Origin of the sequence: Streptomyces sp. NPDC048424 (genome assembly GCF_040651555.1) — a bacterium.
Classification (GTDB): Bacteria; Actinomycetota; Actinomycetes; order Streptomycetales; family Streptomycetaceae; genus Streptomyces.
This window is the reverse complement of sequence record NZ_JBEZKE010000049.1, coordinates 18,410-34,187: the sequence shown is the minus strand read 5'-3', so window position 1 is coordinate 34,187 and position 15,778 is coordinate 18,410. Positions and strand designations below refer to the sequence as shown.

15 protein-coding genes and 1 pseudogene are annotated in these 15,778 nt (G+C 69.8%); 8 read left to right on the top strand and 8 right to left on the bottom strand.

Annotation, left to right across the window (positions count from 1 at the left end):
• On the top strand, positions 1-237 hold a 237-nt coding region (locus AB0D29_RS36610), incomplete at its 5' end, for a hypothetical protein (RefSeq protein ID WP_362860176.1).
• 487 nt (positions 238-724) lie between these two features.
• On the opposite strand, the gene AB0D29_RS36605 is transcribed toward AB0D29_RS36610, so the two are convergent.
• The 3 genes from AB0D29_RS36605 to AB0D29_RS36595 all read right to left on the bottom strand — a co-directional run bounded on the left by AB0D29_RS36605 (position 725) and on the right by AB0D29_RS36595 (position 3,061).
• Positions 725-1,129, bottom strand: a complete 405-nt coding sequence (locus AB0D29_RS36605) for a TraR/DksA C4-type zinc finger protein (protein WP_362860175.1) — start codon at positions 1,127-1,129, stop codon at positions 725-727.
• A complete protein-coding gene (locus tag AB0D29_RS36600) occupies positions 1,126-2,112 on the bottom strand; it encodes a Ku protein (RefSeq protein ID WP_362860174.1) in 987 nt (328 codons plus the stop codon). Before AB0D29_RS36600 ends, AB0D29_RS36605 begins: the two co-directional genes overlap by 4 nt.
• 343 nt (positions 2,113-2,455) lie before the next feature.
• The gene (locus tag AB0D29_RS36595) at positions 2,456-3,061 is read right to left on the bottom strand and encodes a dihydrofolate reductase family protein (RefSeq protein WP_362860173.1); all 606 of its coding nucleotides are present in this window, start codon (positions 3,059-3,061) and stop codon (positions 2,456-2,458) included.
• A 316-nt stretch (positions 3,062-3,377) separates the two neighbouring features.
• Between AB0D29_RS36595 and AB0D29_RS36590 the strand changes: the two are divergent.
• Positions 3,378-3,629: pseudogene (locus AB0D29_RS36590) on the top strand (IS30 family transposase); the annotation flags it as partial.
• A gap of 400 nt (positions 3,630-4,029) precedes the next feature.
• Here AB0D29_RS36590 and AB0D29_RS36585 read toward each other — a convergent pair.
• Together AB0D29_RS36585 and AB0D29_RS36580 are read right to left on the bottom strand one after the other, a co-directional pair.
• On the bottom strand, positions 4,030-5,001 hold the full coding sequence (locus tag AB0D29_RS36585) for a quinone oxidoreductase (RefSeq protein ID WP_189735549.1): 972 nt from the start codon (positions 4,999-5,001) through the stop codon (positions 4,030-4,032).
• A gap of 332 nt (positions 5,002-5,333) precedes the next feature.
• A complete protein-coding gene (locus tag AB0D29_RS36580; RefSeq protein ID WP_362860172.1) occupies positions 5,334-6,692 on the bottom strand; it encodes a DUF4157 domain-containing protein in 1,359 nt (452 codons plus the stop codon).
• Positions 6,693-7,068: 376 nt separating this feature from the next.
• Here AB0D29_RS36580 and AB0D29_RS36575 point away from each other — a divergent pair, with 376 nt between their 5' ends.
• From AB0D29_RS36575 to AB0D29_RS36560, 4 genes are all read left to right on the top strand, one after another.
• Positions 7,069-7,728: a hypothetical protein gene (locus AB0D29_RS36575; RefSeq protein WP_362860171.1), complete on the top strand. Its 660-nt coding sequence runs from the start codon at positions 7,069-7,071 to the stop codon at positions 7,726-7,728.
• Positions 7,725-8,054, top strand: coding sequence for a helix-turn-helix transcriptional regulator (locus AB0D29_RS36570; protein WP_362860170.1), 330 nt, complete (start codon positions 7,725-7,727; stop codon positions 8,052-8,054). The genes AB0D29_RS36575 and AB0D29_RS36570 overlap by 4 nt, the downstream gene beginning before the upstream one ends.
• 546 nt (positions 8,055-8,600) lie before the next feature.
• Positions 8,601-9,059 (top strand): DUF6009 family protein, encoded by a 459-nt coding sequence (locus tag AB0D29_RS36565; RefSeq protein ID WP_362860177.1) that lies wholly within the window; start codon positions 8,601-8,603, stop codon positions 9,057-9,059.
• Between the two features lie 409 nt (positions 9,060-9,468).
• Positions 9,469-9,717, top strand: a complete 249-nt coding sequence (locus AB0D29_RS36560) for a DUF6087 family protein (protein ID WP_362860169.1) — start codon at positions 9,469-9,471, stop codon at positions 9,715-9,717.
• Positions 9,718-9,823: 106 nt separating this feature from the next.
• On the opposite strand, the gene fxsT is transcribed toward AB0D29_RS36560, so the two are convergent.
• Positions 9,824-12,199: an FxSxx-COOH system tetratricopeptide repeat protein gene (gene fxsT / locus AB0D29_RS36555; RefSeq protein WP_362860168.1), complete on the bottom strand. Its 2,376-nt coding sequence runs from the start codon at positions 12,197-12,199 to the stop codon at positions 9,824-9,826.
• A gap of 110 nt (positions 12,200-12,309) precedes the next feature.
• Complete coding sequence (locus AB0D29_RS36550; RefSeq protein ID WP_362860167.1) at positions 12,310-12,708, bottom strand: hypothetical protein; 399 nt, start codon at positions 12,706-12,708, stop codon at positions 12,310-12,312.
• 250 nt (positions 12,709-12,958) lie between these two features.
• Here AB0D29_RS36550 and AB0D29_RS36545 point away from each other — a divergent pair, with 250 nt between their 5' ends.
• Positions 12,959-13,087, top strand: coding sequence for a hypothetical protein (locus AB0D29_RS36545; RefSeq protein WP_362860178.1), 129 nt, complete (start codon positions 12,959-12,961; stop codon positions 13,085-13,087).
• Positions 13,088-13,711: 624 nt separating this feature from the next.
• On the top strand, positions 13,712-14,566 hold the full coding sequence (locus tag AB0D29_RS36540; RefSeq protein ID WP_362860166.1) for a methyltransferase domain-containing protein: 855 nt from the start codon (positions 13,712-13,714) through the stop codon (positions 14,564-14,566).
• A gap of 574 nt (positions 14,567-15,140) precedes the next feature.
• Here AB0D29_RS36540 and AB0D29_RS36535 read toward each other — a convergent pair.
• Positions 15,141-15,590 (bottom strand): spore-associated protein, encoded by a 450-nt coding sequence (locus tag AB0D29_RS36535; protein ID WP_362860165.1) that lies wholly within the window; start codon positions 15,588-15,590, stop codon positions 15,141-15,143.
• Between the last annotated feature and the right edge of the window lie 188 nt (positions 15,591-15,778).

The window sequence follows — 15,778 nt, the reverse complement described above, 5'->3', positions numbered from 1 at the left end:
GAGGAGGTGAACCTCGGTCGGAGGCCCCCAAAGGTCGCGATGCTCGCCCTGAACACCACCACCCACGCCGACACCATCGCCCAACTGAACCGCCAGGGCCTGGACACGGTGCGCCACGACGCCGAGTCGGGCCAGGTCCAGGTGATCTCCCGCGAGTACGACGACCCGTCGGTGGCCCCGGCGAATGGCGCCACGCCCCAGCCCCGGGCCAAGCGCCGCTGGTTTGGCCGCTCCTGACGAGCCGCCATCCAGGCGCCTATCCTCCGGATCTTGCCGGCGCGCAGGGCCCGAACCCGTGTCCCACCTCCTCCAACCGGTCTCCCCGGCCTGGCGATGCCCCCGCTCCCGCACTGGTCTGCACCCGTATGGGCTCCGCCGCCCGGACGGGTGTACCAACCGTCGGTGGGGAGCCGTGGCACAGCCACGGGACTTTTCCGGCGCCAGTATCGGGACCAGGCATCGCACAGGTCCGAACAGCCGATGTTGGATGAGGCCGAACCGTCAGCCCCGTAAGCGCTCCACCTGCATGAGAACGGCGCTGCACCCGGTCAGGTGCAGCGGCGTAAACGGCGGTCTTGGGGCTGTGCAAACGAGACTGCGGATCCCTACGTACTGCCTTGCCACCGCCGGTCTCATCCTCAGAAGCGCCCCCTGGCTGCGGACCACCGGAGGTTGCGACCGCTGGTCGGCAGGCGGGACCGGTCGGTGTGGATACCTGCCGGTGTCAGGCAGGGTGCGATGGCCGGTGCGGATCGGACCGGGCGCAGCGGACGCAGGTGGTAGCGGCTGGACGGATCTCCAGGCGTTCGGGCGGGATCGTCTCGCCACAGTTTTCGCACTGCCCGTACTGTCCTTGTTCGAGTCGTACCAGCGCTTGGTCCAGTTCTTCCAGGTGGTCGCGTGTCCGTGCCATCAGGGCGGCCACGTGGGCGCGCTCGAAGGCGGTGCTGCCGCCGTCGGGGTCGTGCTCGTCGTCGACCGCGACCAGGGCGTTCGCTGCGACGATGGCGTCGTAGTCGCGGTTGAGGGCGGCTGCCCGCGCGAGGGTGTCGGCGCGGTCTGCTGCGAGGCGTGCGCGGGCGGTCGCGAAGGTGGACAGGCCGTGCTCGTCGTGGCCTTCCCGGGTCATGTTCGGGACAGCGCCTTCACCAGGTCGTCGCGGGTCATGTTCGAGCGGCCAGGGACGTTGGCGGCGGCCGCCTTCTTGTAGAGGTCCGCCTTCGACAAGCCGCTCAGGTCCTCCTTCGGGGCGGAGCGGACCCGCTTCTTCGCCGCCGGCTTCTTCCCGGGCGCGGTCTTCCCGGAGGCGGTGGCCTTCCCGCCCGCCGTCTTCGGGCTGCCGGCACGCTCGACGCTGGCGCGCAGGGCCTCCATCAGGTCGACTACGCCTGTCGGCTCGGCAGCCGGCTCGGCCTTCTCGACGGTCTCGCCGGCCTGCTTGGCGTCGATCATCGCGGTGACCTTCTCCTGGAAGGTGTCGTGGAACTCGTCGGGGTCCCACTTCATGCTCATGGCGTCGATGAGCTGTTCGGCCATCTTCAGCTCCTTGTCGGAGGCCTTGGCCTTGCCGGGGAGGTTGTCGATCTCCTTCTTCGGGTCCCGGATCTCATCCGCCCAGTGGAGGCTGAGGAGGGTGAGGATGCCGTTCTCGGCCTTGAGGGCGACCAGGTCCTTGTGCTGGCGCATGACGAACGCCGCGATGCCCGCCTTGCCGGCGTTCGCGAGCGCCTGCTCGAGGAGGCTGTAGACCTTGCCGTACTCGGCGCCCCGCGGCCCGAGGTAGTAGGTCTTGGCGAAGAAGATCGGGTCGACCTCCGTGAGGTCGACGAACCCGGCGACGTCCAGCGACCGGGAGCGGCCCGGTGCGATCTCGTCCAGCTCCTTCGGCTCGACCAGGACGTACTCCTCGCCGGTGTCGTAGCCCTTCACGATGTCCGACAGGTCCACCTCGTCGCCGGTGCGCTCGTTCACCCGGCGGTTGCGGATCCGGTCGGCGGTGCCGCGCTGCAGCTGATGGAAGTGGATCGTGTGGCTGTCGGTGGCCGTGTAGAGGCCTACCGGCAGGCTGACCAGGCCAAACGACGGGTTTCCGGCCCATACGGGACGAGCCATGGTCGCCACCTCCTCCAGTCGGCCCCTCGTCATTCCAGCTGACGGCCTCTTCGCGGTGATCGCATCCCTACTTGTGTCTGAGCGCTTCAGTTGGCCCCATCGACCATGTAGAGCGCTCAGCTCGCGAGGCTCTGCCCGGGGAAGCGTCCAGCAGCGCATCCGTATCCGGAAGGTGGATCTTTGCGGAGACTGCGGCCTGGGAGGGCGTACGTGGGCTGGCCCGTGACGGCTCGGGACCAGGTGGACCGGGCGTCCTGACGTTGGCCGTTCACCCCCTACCAGGTCTTGCTCCGCGCCCGCCGGCGCCGGCCCGGCGGCCGTCCCGACCGGCGGACGGGCCGAGTCACGCAGGTACGCCGAGCGGCGGGTGCTCGAGCACGCGGGGCTTGTACTCGACGAGCTGGATGCGGCCGTCGAAGGTGCGGTGCTCGATCATCTCGAGGGCAACGTCCGGATAGCCGTCGTAGATGCGTTCTTCGCCCGTGGATCCGGTGATCACCGGGAACATCACGACCCGGAAGCGGTCGACGAGTCCGGCTCGTAGCAGGGACCGGCACAGGCTGAGGCTGCCGATCGTGCTGAGGAGCCCCGAGCCGCTCGACTTCATGGCGCGGACCGCCTCGACGGCGTCGTCGCGGACGAGCGTGGAGTTGGCCCACGTCAGTGGCTCCTCGAGTGAGGAGGAGAACACCACCTTGGACGCCTGCGTGAGCTCGTCGACGGACGCCTCTTCTTCGGGCCTGAACTCGTCTTGGCCTTCGGGGACCTCGCCTGCGGCGAAGCCCGACATCAGGCGATAGGTGTTCGCTCCCATCAGGTAGGTGGCCTCAGGCTGCTCGCCGAGCCATGCGAGGTACTCCGGGCCCTCGAGGCCCCAGAACCCGGGCCAGCCCTCTCCCGATGCGTGGCCGTCGAGGGAGGTGATGAAGTCGACGAGAAGCTCCGACATGGCGGTGTCCTTTCCTGGGGTGTCACGAGCTTGGACCGGCCGGGAGCCACAAACTCATCGGACGCGCTGTGAAGTAGCGAGAAACCCATGACGCTGCAGCCGATCAGGTCGGCGGAGCGGCACTGCTTCGGGGGGCCGGAGGCCTACATGACTGCGCTATGCACGCAGTCGGGGAATGATCTCCACGCGATTGGGAACGGCGGTTTGAGTTCCGCCAAAGCCCCAGCTCAGCCCAGCCGCGAACGGCCCGGGCCAACCGTCACGCTCAGCCGGGCAGGCCAAGTACACGCTCAGGAGCCACCTGGAACTGTGACTGACCGTCGAGACCGGGATGCCGATCTACCTCTGCAAGCCACGGAGCCCGTGGCAGCGCGGTACCAACGAGAACACCAACCGACTGCTTCGGCAGTACCTGCCCAAGGGCGCGGACCTTCGCAGGTTCAGCCAGGCCGACCTGGACGCCATCGCCCACGAGCTCAACCACCGTCCACGCAAGATCCATGGCTACCGGACTCCGGCAGAGGTCTACGCTGGCCTTCTGAACAGCGGTGATGCGCTGACCGCTTGAGCTCGCCATCGTTTGCCGACAGGCCGGGCCGGTTTGATTCGGCCGCCCGGGTCCACTGTGCTTGACAGCGGACTGTCCGGGCGGGTCGGGCGGTGGGAGGCTGCGGGTCGTGTCCGGGTTGATCTCGGACAAGCTCACCGAACCAGCCGATGAGGGAGGCGATCTGGAGTGCGGGCACGCCCTCGTTCGCTGTGCGGGCCTTGTTGTGCCACCGACGGAATGGGCTTGCCCAGGTGACGAAACGCGGTCGACGGTCGGCCGGGCATCTCGGCTCTGCCTGCGCTCGCACCGCAGCTGGCTCCCGTTAGCGGTCATCACCCGGGAGCGCGGACACGGCTGCGCGGGACCGACGCCTGGCGGAAGCCACGTTCCTGCAGGTCAGTCAATTCCGTCGGTTGCCCTAGGGGATGACGAGTAGCTTGCCGGTGGTACGCCGAGCCTCCAGATCGCGGTGAGCTTGGGCGACCTCGGCGAGCGGGTAGCGGGCCGTCACGGTGGTCTCAAGCGCCTTGGTGCGCACCAATTCAAGCACGTCGGCGGCGCGCCGGAGCAGCTCGGACCGATCGGCGATGAAGTGCCCGAGGCTTGGCCGGATCAGGGTCAGCGAACCGCCCTGGGCGAGCCGGATGGGGTCGAAGGGCGGCACCGCACCACTCGCGGCGCCGAAGAGCACCAGGTGGCCGCGGGTTCGCAGGCTGGCGAGGCTCGCATCGAAGGTGTCCCTGCCGACGCCGTCGAAGACGACAGGCAGGCCCTGGCCGCCATGGAGCCGCTTCACCTCGGCCGCGAGATCGTCCACTGCAGAGTAGAGGATCACCTCGGCGGCCCCGGCGCGCCGCGCCAGCTGGGCCTTCTCCGGTGTCGAGGTTGTGCCGATCACTCTGCCGCCGAGATGGGTGATGAGCTGGGTCAGCACAAGCCCCATGCCGCCGGCAGCAGCGTGCACGAGCACCGTGTCGCCTGGCTGGACCGGGTAGGCGTCCTTGACGAGGTAGTGCGCCGTCATGCCCTGCAGCAGCACGGCGGCGGCGGCCTCGAAGTCGACGCCGTCGGGCAGGGGCACGAGCCGGGAGGAGTCCACGACGGCCTGCTCGGCATAGGTTCCGGGAATCTCCACCCAGCCGACCCGGTCTCCCACAGCGACGTGGGTGACGCCGGGTCCAACCTCGAGGACCGTGCCCGCACCCTCAGTGCCCGGGGTGAAGGGCAGCGGGAGGGTGTACCGGCCCTGGCGGTGGTACACGTCGAGGAAGTTGACGCCGGACGCGGCGACCTCCACGACCGCCTGGCCCGGACCCGGCATCGGTTGGTCGATGTCGACCAGTCGCAGCACCTCGGGACCGCCCACTTCGGAAACCTGAATCGCTCGCATGACCCCTCCTGAAACGGCTGACTTCCCTGACCAACTCCGGTCGTGGCGATCCGATTCCCGCTCGCGGTGAGGTGTCGTAGCCGTCTCGTGCCCACGTGGGAGAAGGTGCCACCGACGGAATGGGCTTGCCCAGGTGACGAAACGCGGTCGACGGTCGGCCGGGCATCACGGCTCTGCTGTGCGACATCCCGTGAGTTCGTCTGAGCCTGCTGAGTCCTTGTCCCTCTTCCGGCCCGACCCGCGCGCCTTCCTTCACGGCCTGGCGCGGTTGCCCGAGGCTCGGCGGGCGTGGTTGCGCGGGCTTCACGGGCGGGTTCGGGCGGTCTCCTGACCTAGGCGACGTTCGGGTTGGCCGGCTGTTCTGAGCCCGCCGTCACCCGGCGGCCCTTGCCGCGCTTGACGAGGACCACTGTCTTCATGGTGACCCCCGGGTAGTTCGGGGTGTAGTACGCGCCCGTCCAGTAGTCGTGGAAGGAGGCCACCGTGCCGATCGTGTACGTCATCGGGTTCGCGGACGTCTGGCCGCTTCCGGCGAAGGCCTCCATCGTCACCGTGTCCTGGCCGTCCATGCCCACCACCGCTGCGGCGTGGTACTGCGACATGATCTGCTCCCCGGGGTTCATGGCGAGCATCAGGTAGGACTGTCCCACCACCGGGCTGGCGTCGCGGTCCGTCGCCCCCTGGAAGTCGCCTGCGCGGTCGCGGTTCTGCTCGTCCGACATGCCGAAGGCCTTGAGCCCGGCGCTCGTACGGACGTTGCTGTTCGCGCCGTCGGCCAGCTCTCCGACGGCGTTGTGCATGATCTCCTCCGCCGTGTGGAGGCAGTCGTCCAGGATGTTCCGCGCCAGCTCGTGCTCCTGGTACAGCTCCGTGCCGCCGAAGAGGGCCTGCTGCGCCGTGCTCGTCGGGCGCAGGGCCGGGGAGTAGGACCCCGCGGGCCCGCTGACGCGGATCCAGATCGACGTGGCGTCGTCGCTCGGGACGGCGAAGATGCCGTTCGCCGAGACCGTCATGTGCTGCTGGTTCGGGCCGGCCTGTACCGCCCAGCGCTGGACCGACTCCTGGGCCGCCCCCTGGTCGGCCCGGCCCGCCTCCTGTGCGTGCTGCTCGGTCCTCGGCGCCGCCCCGCTCATGGCGCGGCGCGCGTTGCTCTCCGCCTCCCGCTCGAAGCGGTCGGAGGGGTCGGAGACCCGCAGGCCCGCTCCGTTGTCCGTACCCGCCACGGGGCCCTGGCGCTGCTGGATCACGTGGGTGAGTTCGTGGGCGAGCGTGAGCTTGTCGGCGCCGCCCTCCCCGATCACCACGTGGTTCCCACTGGTGTACGCCCGAGCGCCCACCTCGGCCGCCGACGCCTTCGCCGCGCGGTCGTCGTGGATGCGGACGTCGGAGAAGTCGGCGCCCAGCCGGCTCTCCATGTCCGCGCGCGTGCCGCCGTCCAGCGGCCTGCCGCCGGCCCGCACCACGTCGTGGACGGCCGAGCGCTGGACCGGCGCCTCCTCCGCCTCGTGGCCGCACCCCGCACCGTGCCGGTGCGGCTGCTGCTTCAGACGCTGGACGACCACCGCGTTCCCCACCGTCGCCTGCAGCCCGAGGAGCCCGGAGGCCTGTGCGCGTGGTGCGGTGACCGGCCTGCGGACCGTCGACCGGGCGTCCTCGGTGGCGTTCGACCTGACCTTCGCGTGGTCCTGCACTGGCGCTTCCTTCGTCGGAGAATCGGAGCCGTACGTGATGCCTGTGTCCTGCGTACGTCTCGCGTACGTCCTTGTCCTGGATACACCGGGCGACCCCGCGGACGCCAGGTACCCGAGGGCAGACTCGACCGGCCGTGAGGGCAGTCCCAGTGCCTGTTTCTGAACCCCCGGTACAGGTGGGTTCGGTAGCAGTGTCATGGGGTGTGTGCGACATCCCGTGGGTTGCTCTGAGCTTTCCGGAGCCCGCAACCCCGTGGCCAGGAGGTTCATCCTCTCTCTGAAAGCGGCTCACGGACTGACGTAACTTCGGGATTCCTGAAGCTTTCTCACTGTGCCCGATCAGTTCACGATCGGGATGAAGGTGAGGAGGCTCGGGTTGGCGCTGGCTGCCGTACGAGACCTACGCGATGTCCGGCCGCCGGCCACGGCGGAGGAGCTGGAGCCGCCCGACGCCGACGCCTACTTCGGGAAGGTGCTGCGGGCTTCGCCAAGTGGCACCCGGCTGGGGCGCTCTCAGGCGCTGAACACGTACTTGCTGTTCCTGGAGCTACGGCACAAAGCCGAGATCCACCGTATGACCGGTCGGGTGATCGAGTGCCCGATCGACGAGATGAACCGGCCGCGCGGCGCGAAGGACGCGGCCTTACGGATGCCGCCGTCCGAGCCGGAGGTCAAGACGTTGTTCGCCGGATGGGGCGGCGAGCTGGCGACCTGCCGGAAGTTCGCCCCGACCGCCCGGAACCACTCCGCCTCCAAGCTCATGTCCCAGGTCGGGCTGGGAGTCAGCGAAGCGTGCAAGCTCGATCTGGCGGACATCAAGTGGGGCCTGGGGCGCTTCGGCAAGCTCCACGTCCGCCACGGCAAGGGAGCCCGCGGCTCGGGCCGGCGCGAACGGATGGTCCCGCTGATCAACGGCGCCGACCGGACGCTGCGGTGGTTCATCGAGGACGTCCGGGGCCAGTTCGATGACGACCACACCCGCCCCGGCGCCCCGCAGCAGCGGGCCGCGAAGCGGCTGGAAGGGCTTCTGCGATGAAGTGGAACCTGCGGCTGACCGCCGCGAACAAGGGGATCTGGAAAGCCTCCGAGCTCCAGCGGAGCCTGGCAGAGCACGGCCTGGTCATCTCGGCGGGGAAGACGTCGGGGCTGTGGTCCGGCCAGCCGGTCTCCCTCAAGCTGGAGGACCTGGACGTCATCTGCGTTGTCCTCGGCTGTGAGATCGGCGACCTCCTCGTTCCCGAGCCGGAGAAGGTACGTCGCCCCGGTCAGGAGGAAACGGTCCGGGCCGCTGTCGGCTTGGGGACCGCCGCACCGAAGGTGATCCCCAAGCGCCGGGACGGCCGGTCGCTGCCGCCGGAGTAAGCAGGTGGCACGCTTCCCGAAGGTCTACGTCAAGCCGATCAGCTCCTGCCCTGGCTGCCTGGCCTGGGGCGACTTCCGCGGACGGCTCTGCCACACGTGCTACATGTTCGGCCGCGGGCACGACGCGGCGGAATGCGTCGGCTGCCGTCGCGTCCAGCCGTTGAAGTGGGACTACTGCCGCTTGTACTGGTGCCAGGCCCGCCTCGACGCGAAGACGGCTGACGGCCAGGGGGCGGAAGGGGCAGACGTGCGGGTGCGACTCGCCGCCGTCCGGCACCAACAGCTGTTCTTCGTCGGGATGCACTACCGCAGAAGACCAACGCCTCCAGCCCGACGGAAGGGAGGACGGCGTGGCCCCCCGCGCGCCGCCGCCCCCCGCGCAAGCCGCCTCCGGCGCCCGGCTTGGCGTCCTGACTCCGCCTGGCGGCAGCCGCCGCTGTTCGAGCGGATTCCCCGGCACTTCGATCGGCTCAACACGTCCGACGCCGACCTGGCCAGCCCGTGGCTGGCCTTGATGCGGATCTCGAATTTTCCCCAGAGCGGCTCATCGTTCCCCAGCCGGTTGCTGTCGGCAGCTCCCTCATCTCCGACGACGAGATCCACCACGAAATCGACCTGATCTGGCTCGAAGACGTCACCGAACTCGACTACGTTCGCCAGTCCCTTGACCGGCTCCCCACCCGCAGAGGCAAACCCGCCTACCACCGCGACGGCCGCCTCGTCGGCTACGCCCAGCTGGGGCCTCAGGCAAAACCCTCCCGCTCCAGCGGGACCTTCCGCCGCCACGTCTTCTGGCTCCTGCCGCACGACCGCGACACCGTCCCCGACGGCCTCTACGCCTCCGGAGCCCCAGCCGAAGCCGTCGACCCGAACCACGCTGACGGCTGGGAGCAAGGGCCGGGAAACCGAGTCGGAGAGGCCGGCGCAAGCAGCAGGTGCCTAGGCGCCCCGCTGGGACCCACAAACCAGAACGTGTGTGTGGCCTTCAGTCGCTTCAGTCGCTGAATTCGTGGCGGAAGAGCTCTGAACTGCAGCTATTTGGAAGCGACTGAAGAGAGCTCCCTCGCCCGCGACGGCCGCTCCCTGTCTGCTTACAGCCCCATCGGGCCCGGCTACCAGGACCGATCACGTGACGTAGCAATCCTCGGGTCCAGGCCATCTGCGCGATGGCTGGCGACGAACTCCAGCTCGCCCCGGTTGCCGAAGGCTGGAGGAGTACGGGCCGGGCATCGTCCACCAGCACGGCTCGCGGCGCCTGTGGGACGCCGTAGAGGCCGCCTGCGGGTGGTGGGAGGCCCAAGGCAGCCCGTCCTGGGCCGCTTCGGCGTTACGGTGGGCCCCGACGGTGACACACCATGGCTGGACACCCCCGAAAACTTGCTGCCCGGGGCCCGCTGGCGATAGGAGAGGCGACGTGGACGCCGACAGGGAACCGCTCGCCGCGTGGGCCGAACGCCGCGACCGCCAGCGAGAGTCCGACAGACAGATCACCGGCCGTCGCCGCGCCGAACCCCTGGACCCGGCGGCCCGCGGTCGAGCGGCACACCTCGCCCCCGACGCCCCCCGCGTCCTCTTCGAGCTCGACAAGGAGTCCGGAGAGTGGCTGCCCGTCGGAGTCGCCTACAACGCCGCTGAGGCCGCCGCCTTCATCCACGGGTGGTGACACCACCGCCCACCCGAACCATCCGGCCCCCTGCGCATCGATGCAGGGGGCTCCTCTATATCGAGTGCCTCCAGCTCGGCGCAGGCCAACATCCGTCCCCGAAACTTCACGTGGCCCGCGCGTGTTCCAGGTTCGCCCGCACTCCCGCGGTCATCGGATGCCCCGGTCCCAGCACCCGCTCGCAGTCTTCCAGGGTCCGCTCAAACAGCCTTAGGGCACGGCCCAGATCCCCCACAGCCTCGTACGCGCCTGCGAGGTTGTTGCGGGAGGCCAGGGTGTCGGGGTGGTCGGTGCCCAGGACCCGTTCCCGGTCTTCCAGGGTCCGCTCAAACAGCGGTAGGGCCCGGCCCAGATCCCCAGCCCTCAGGTATGAGTACGCGAGGTTGTTGCGGGAGGTCAGGGTGTTGGGGTGGTCGGTGCCCTGCACCCGTTCCCGGTCTTCCAGGGTGCACTCATACAGCGGTAGGGCCCGGCCCAGATCCCCAGCCCTCAGGTATGAGTACGCGAGGTTATTGCGGGAGGCCAGGGTGTCGGGGTGGTCGGTGCCCAGCACCCGTTCCCGGTCTTCCAGGGTCCGCTCATACAGCGGCACCGCCCGGCCCAGATCCCCCACAGCCTCATATGCGCCCGCCAGGTTGTCGCGGGAGGTCAGGGTGTCGGGGTGGTCGGTGCCCAGGACCCGTTCCCGGTCTTCCACGGTCCGCTCAAACAGCGGTAGGGCTCGGCCCAGATCCCCCATAGCCTCGTACGCGCCCGCGAGGTTGTTGCGGGAGGTCAGGGTGTCGGGGTGGTCGGTGCCCAGGACCCGTTCCCGGTCTTCCAGGGTCCGCTGATACAGCGGCACCGCCCGGCCCAGATTCCCCACAGTCGCGTACGCGTGCGCGAGGTTGTTGCGGGAGGTCAGGGTGTTGGGGTGGTCGGTGCCCTGCACCCGCTCGCAATCCTCCAGGGTCCGCTGATACAGCGGTAGGGCCCGGCCCAGATCCCCCACAGTCGCGTACGCGCCCGCGAGGTTGTTGCGGGAGCCCAGCGTGTCGGGGTGATCGGTGCCGTGCACCCGCTCGCAATCTTCCAGGGTCCGCTGATACAGCGGTAGGGCCCGGCCCAGATCCCCCACAGTCTCGTACGCGCCTGCGAGGTTGTTGCGGGAGCCCAGCGTGAGCGGGTGCTCGGTGCCCAGCACCCGCTCGTAAGTAGCAAGGGCGCGTTGGAAGGCCTGAATGGCGGGGGCAAGCGCGCCTTGTCCCTTTTGGTAGAGGGCGGCGCGGTCGAGGGCTTGGGCGGTGTCGGCGGTGTCGTGGTCGGGGGAGTGGTGGCGGGTGAGGGCGTCGATGTGGGGGAGGAGCGCCCGGCACCGGGGCCAGCCTGTGGGCTGGTAGACGTCGGCGGGGAAGGCTTTCGCGAGGTGGGCGGCGGCCTGGCTGCGGGCGTGGTCGATGGCTTCGGGGCCGCGATGGGGGTCGCCGGGGTCAGGGGTGCGGGCGAGGGCCTGGACGAGGCGGTGCACGGTCAGGGTGCCGTCGTGGTTGTCGGTAACCATGCTGTAGGCGACGAGTCTGCCGATCGCGGCCGAGAGCTCGGCCGGTTCGGCGGCCTCGTCCAGCAGGTCCCGTGGAATGCCGTCAGGCGCGTACCAGGCCAGGGTCCGCAGGAGGTCCCCGGCCAGGGGTGTGTCGGCCAGGCGGTCGAGGGTCAGGTGCCAGATTCTCGCGATGGTGCGTTCGGAGTCGCTGCCTTCGGCGGCGGCTCCGAACCTTGTGGCCGGCCGCAGGTCGAGGTAGGCGCGGGGGCTGGTGCCGGTCTCGGCGCAGTATGCGGCGGCCTGCTCGACGGCGAGGGCCAAGTGCCCCAGTTCCGCGCACAGCGCGTCAGCGCCGTCGGTGTCGCGCGGCCCGTCGTGGGTCAGGATGCGGGTGAACAGGGCGACGGATTCGGCCGGTTCGAAGACGTCCAGACGGATGGTGGCGCCGTGCCGATACCAGCCGGTCGCGCGCCGGGTGGTTACCAGGATCCTGCCCCGGCTTGCGACGCGGTCGACAAGCGCGCCCACGTCATCGATCCGCTCGACGTTGTCCAGCACGACCAGCCAGTCACCGCGCGCCGCGAGCCACTGCACAGCGCGCTCGGCCTGAAGCTCGGCGGGCAGCTCTCCCAGCCCTGGCTGAAGGGCGCGAGCCAGGGACGCCAGTCCGGCTTCGACCGCTTCCGGGCTGTCCGCGGTGATCCGCCATCGCACGCGAGCGGTCGCACGGTGTGCGGCCCAGTGCGCGGCCAGTGCGGATTTGCCAATCCCGCCCAGCCCGTGCACCGCGTGCAGCACGACCTCGCCCGCCCCGCCGGCGAATGCCGAGTCCAACGCGTCCAACGCCGCGCCGCGGCCGACGAACCCCGCCGCCGCCGGGATGTTCGACACCCCGTGCGGCGCGGCGTCTGCGGGAATCGGCGCATAGGCCTCGGCCGGCAGCGCCCGCTCGGCGTACACCGCCACCGAATTGTTGACGTCGCGACCAGCCGCGATCGCCCCTTGAGCAGCCGACGCTCCCGCACGCTCAGGGGCGACCGAGTCGGAGTTACGGCGCCACCAGCGGTGCTTCACGGGCCGTGGTGGGCGTCTGCCCCGTCGACGTCCTCGCCGGCCGCGATAGAGCCGCTGCTCGCGGAGATACCGGGCCTGCCCCCCGCTCCGACCGATCCTGTACCGGGCGTGGTGTCACGGGCTCGCGCGTTGCGGGCGGTGCCGCCAGCCGCGATCGACCCGGTCTCCGCGCTCACCTGCGGCGCGGGCGCTGTGCTCCCGGCGGTCTGTGCGGTGAGCTTGAGCTGCCACAGCGCGACGCCCAACGCGGCAATTCCGGCGACCGCGCCAGCAATACCCCAGCCCTGATCGGCTCCCTCAGGGTGACCCACCGACACCCAGACCACCAAGGTGACCGCCGCGACGACCCCGACGACCGCCAATCCCCACCAACACGCCCTCAGCCACCCCGTCATGCCGCCATGCTCACCCACACACCATGATCAAATCTCAGGTTCCGCTACAAGGATCACCGACTGCGGACGCGTCTAGTCGCAACGCCGACGCCCTGGCCGACACCACGGATGCCTTCCTCGCCGAGGTCGGCGATTGGGCTGGGGCACCGACAAAGACCCCGTACTGCCTCGGCGTACGGGGGTTTCTCATGCCGTCTCCTCTCGTTCAACCCGGTACGGGCATGTGCGCCCGGATACGGAAGGTGTGCGGGTGACCGACATGGCGCCGAGCCGGGTGGTGGCGGTGCGGAACGAAGGAGACACCAACCGCCCCCGGCCTCGGCCCGGGCAGCTGATCCGATCGTTCATCGAGATCGCGACGGGCGCGTACCGCCGCTGAGCATCGGCAACGGCGAAGGAAGGATCCGCTACCCCCTATGTGTATCCCGCAGCTTCCCCCTGGGCGTACCCCTCAGCCTCCCCCGCCCAAAACCAGGCACAGGCGGACGGGGAACCGTCACGTGGACTCACCACACATCAGCCCTGATCAGACCCCGTTCCGTGGTTGGTGACTTGCCGGACTCAGTCCCGGGAATGGGTGGGAGCGTTGGTGGCCTTGGTGCCGGCAGCCGCCTGATGCCGGGGCTGCCGTTCAGGGAGCTGCGGCCGCCCGAGCCGCCGGTGCCTGCGCGCCCGGGCAGTGTTCGGTGATTTCGCCGACGAGTGCCGGGCTGCCACCGGTGCCGCCGGCTCCGCTGCCGCCTGTGCCCTGGGAGTCCGCGCCCGGCCGGCCGTACCGAGGGTGATGGTGGGCCGGCCTCCGGAGCATGGGCTCGTCTCGTCGCCGTAGGGCTTGACGTCGCCGCCCGGGCCGCCCTCGCCGCCGCCCCCGCCGACCAGGACGGCCCTGAGGGTGGTGACACCGTCGGGCACCTGGAGCTTGTACTTGGAAATATGAGGTGTGCTGCCCCCGCGTCTCATACCATCGGCCACCACCGACCCGCCGAGTATCACCAAGGACTTTGTGAATCTCTCCGATCTTCGCGCCAAGGCCCCCTCGCTCGCGGCCGGCATGGCCGCCGCCGATCACAGCCCGGACAGCCAGCTGTCCCAGACTCGCCACCGCGCCGCGCTCGTGGCGGGCTGGCACATCGCGCCAGGTTCAACCGTCCTCGAACTGGGCTGCGGCCAGGGCGACATGACCGCCGTCCTGGCAGAGGCGGTTGGACCCAAAGGGCGCGTGGTTGCCGTCGACGTGGCCGAGCCCTCCTACGGGGCGCCCGTGACGCTCGGGGAATCGGCAGCCCGGCTCGCGGCAGGCCCCCTCGGGCCGCGCATCGACTTCCGCTTCGGCACCGACGTCCTTGACCCATCAGTGGACTTCCCCGAAAGTGCCTTTGACCACGTGGTGCTCGCACATTGTTCCTGGTATTTCGCATCGCTTGGACAACTTCGAGACACACTGGCCCGGGTACGGCCGTGGGCGCGGCGACTGTGCTTTACCGAGTGGGACTTGACGCCTGCCTCTGGTGACCAGTTGGCGCACCTTCTCGCAGTGCTGATCCAGGGGCAGATCGAGGCCGCAGGGTCGCACGGTCAGGGCAACGTCCGCACGCCTTTCTCCCGTGAGGGGATGCTGCGCCTCCTGTCCGAGGTTGGCTGGACGGCCGACGGCAGCGGATGGGCCGATACCGAGGAGCTTCAGGACGGTGACTGGGAAATCGCTGCTTGCCTCGAGCTGGCCGGAACAGAGGAGCGCCTGGCCACACTGCCCGAGGCGGTACGTCAGCTCGTCCTGAGCCAGGTCGACGTTCTCCGGGCCGTCGCCAAGCCGCGCGACAACCGCGCGCTCGCCGCGTATTCCGTCACCGCGCGCTGACGTACGCCCCATCGACTGGCCGGTCGAAAGGCCGACAAGGACCCGGCGCAGTGGCTTCCGCCGGCCGGCGGCTACCACGGCGAGTACGCCGCCCAGTGGACCGCGACGAAGCTGCGCTGGAGCCTTGCCGCCGACGACTCGGAGCGCCAGGCCCTGCTCGGGGTCGCGGAGGACTGCCCGAACACCGCCGTGGTCTACGAACCCGCGTCCTGACCACCATGCCCGGGCCGGGGTGGGTCGGCTCCGGACCGGAGCCGCCCACGGGCGCAGGCCGTCCGTGGTCCCGGAGACGGTGGTCCGTTTCGCCGCCCCGAGCGGCTGGATGTCGGTCCGGGTGAGTGCGGTCGGCCGAACCAGGACCGCATCTGTTCCAGGTGCCCCGGTTGCGGCGACGCGCCGACCGGACGGTCGCGCACCCGAGGGAGGAGGCCGGACGCGCCCCCGCCCCGGCAGAACTCGGCGAGTCTGCCGGGGCGAGCCGGACCACGGCGGTTCCCGTGCGGTCGTCGGGTCGCAGGTCCTGCCCCGACGACCGAACGACGGCACAGAACGTCGCGGTCAGGAGGAGCTCGGGTCAGCGGACCTCGGTGACCCGGTGCTCCTTGCGCGCGCCACAGTTGGAGTTGTACACCTGCACGTGCACGTTGCTGATGCCCCCGCCCCAGTCGACGCAGTGGCCCTTGCCGTACACGTAGGCCGGGCCCGCGTACGACGTGTACCGGCCGTAGTCCTCGCCCCGCTCCCAGGTTTCGGGGACTTCGATCCAGAGGGCCATGTCCACGGCCGCACCCGGGTTGTTGCGGATGGTCGCGACGCAGTTCTTGCCGTTCGAGGCGTTGTACGTCAGGTAGACGGTGCCCAGCGAGCCGATGGCGGCCGAGTTCACGGTCTTGTAGGCGCTCCCGCAGACCTTCTGCGGCGTGGTGTTGGGCGCGGCGGAGGCGGGCGCCGCCAGCGCGGTCGTGGCCCCCAGGGCCAGGGCGGCGAATGCGGTGGTGGTAAGGACGGGACGGGTGAATTTCATGTTTCCCCCTGGTCGTCATTGGAGTTGGTCGCTCCTGCATGGTGGGACATGAAGGACGGCGGAACGGTTGCGCATCGTGGGCAAAGGATGTGGCCGCGCCCCCTCACCACCCCGCCGGCCGACGGTCGGCCGCACGCGGGGCTCGAGGCCGCGCAGACCGACTTCGCCGCGTTGCGCCCGCGGTCGAC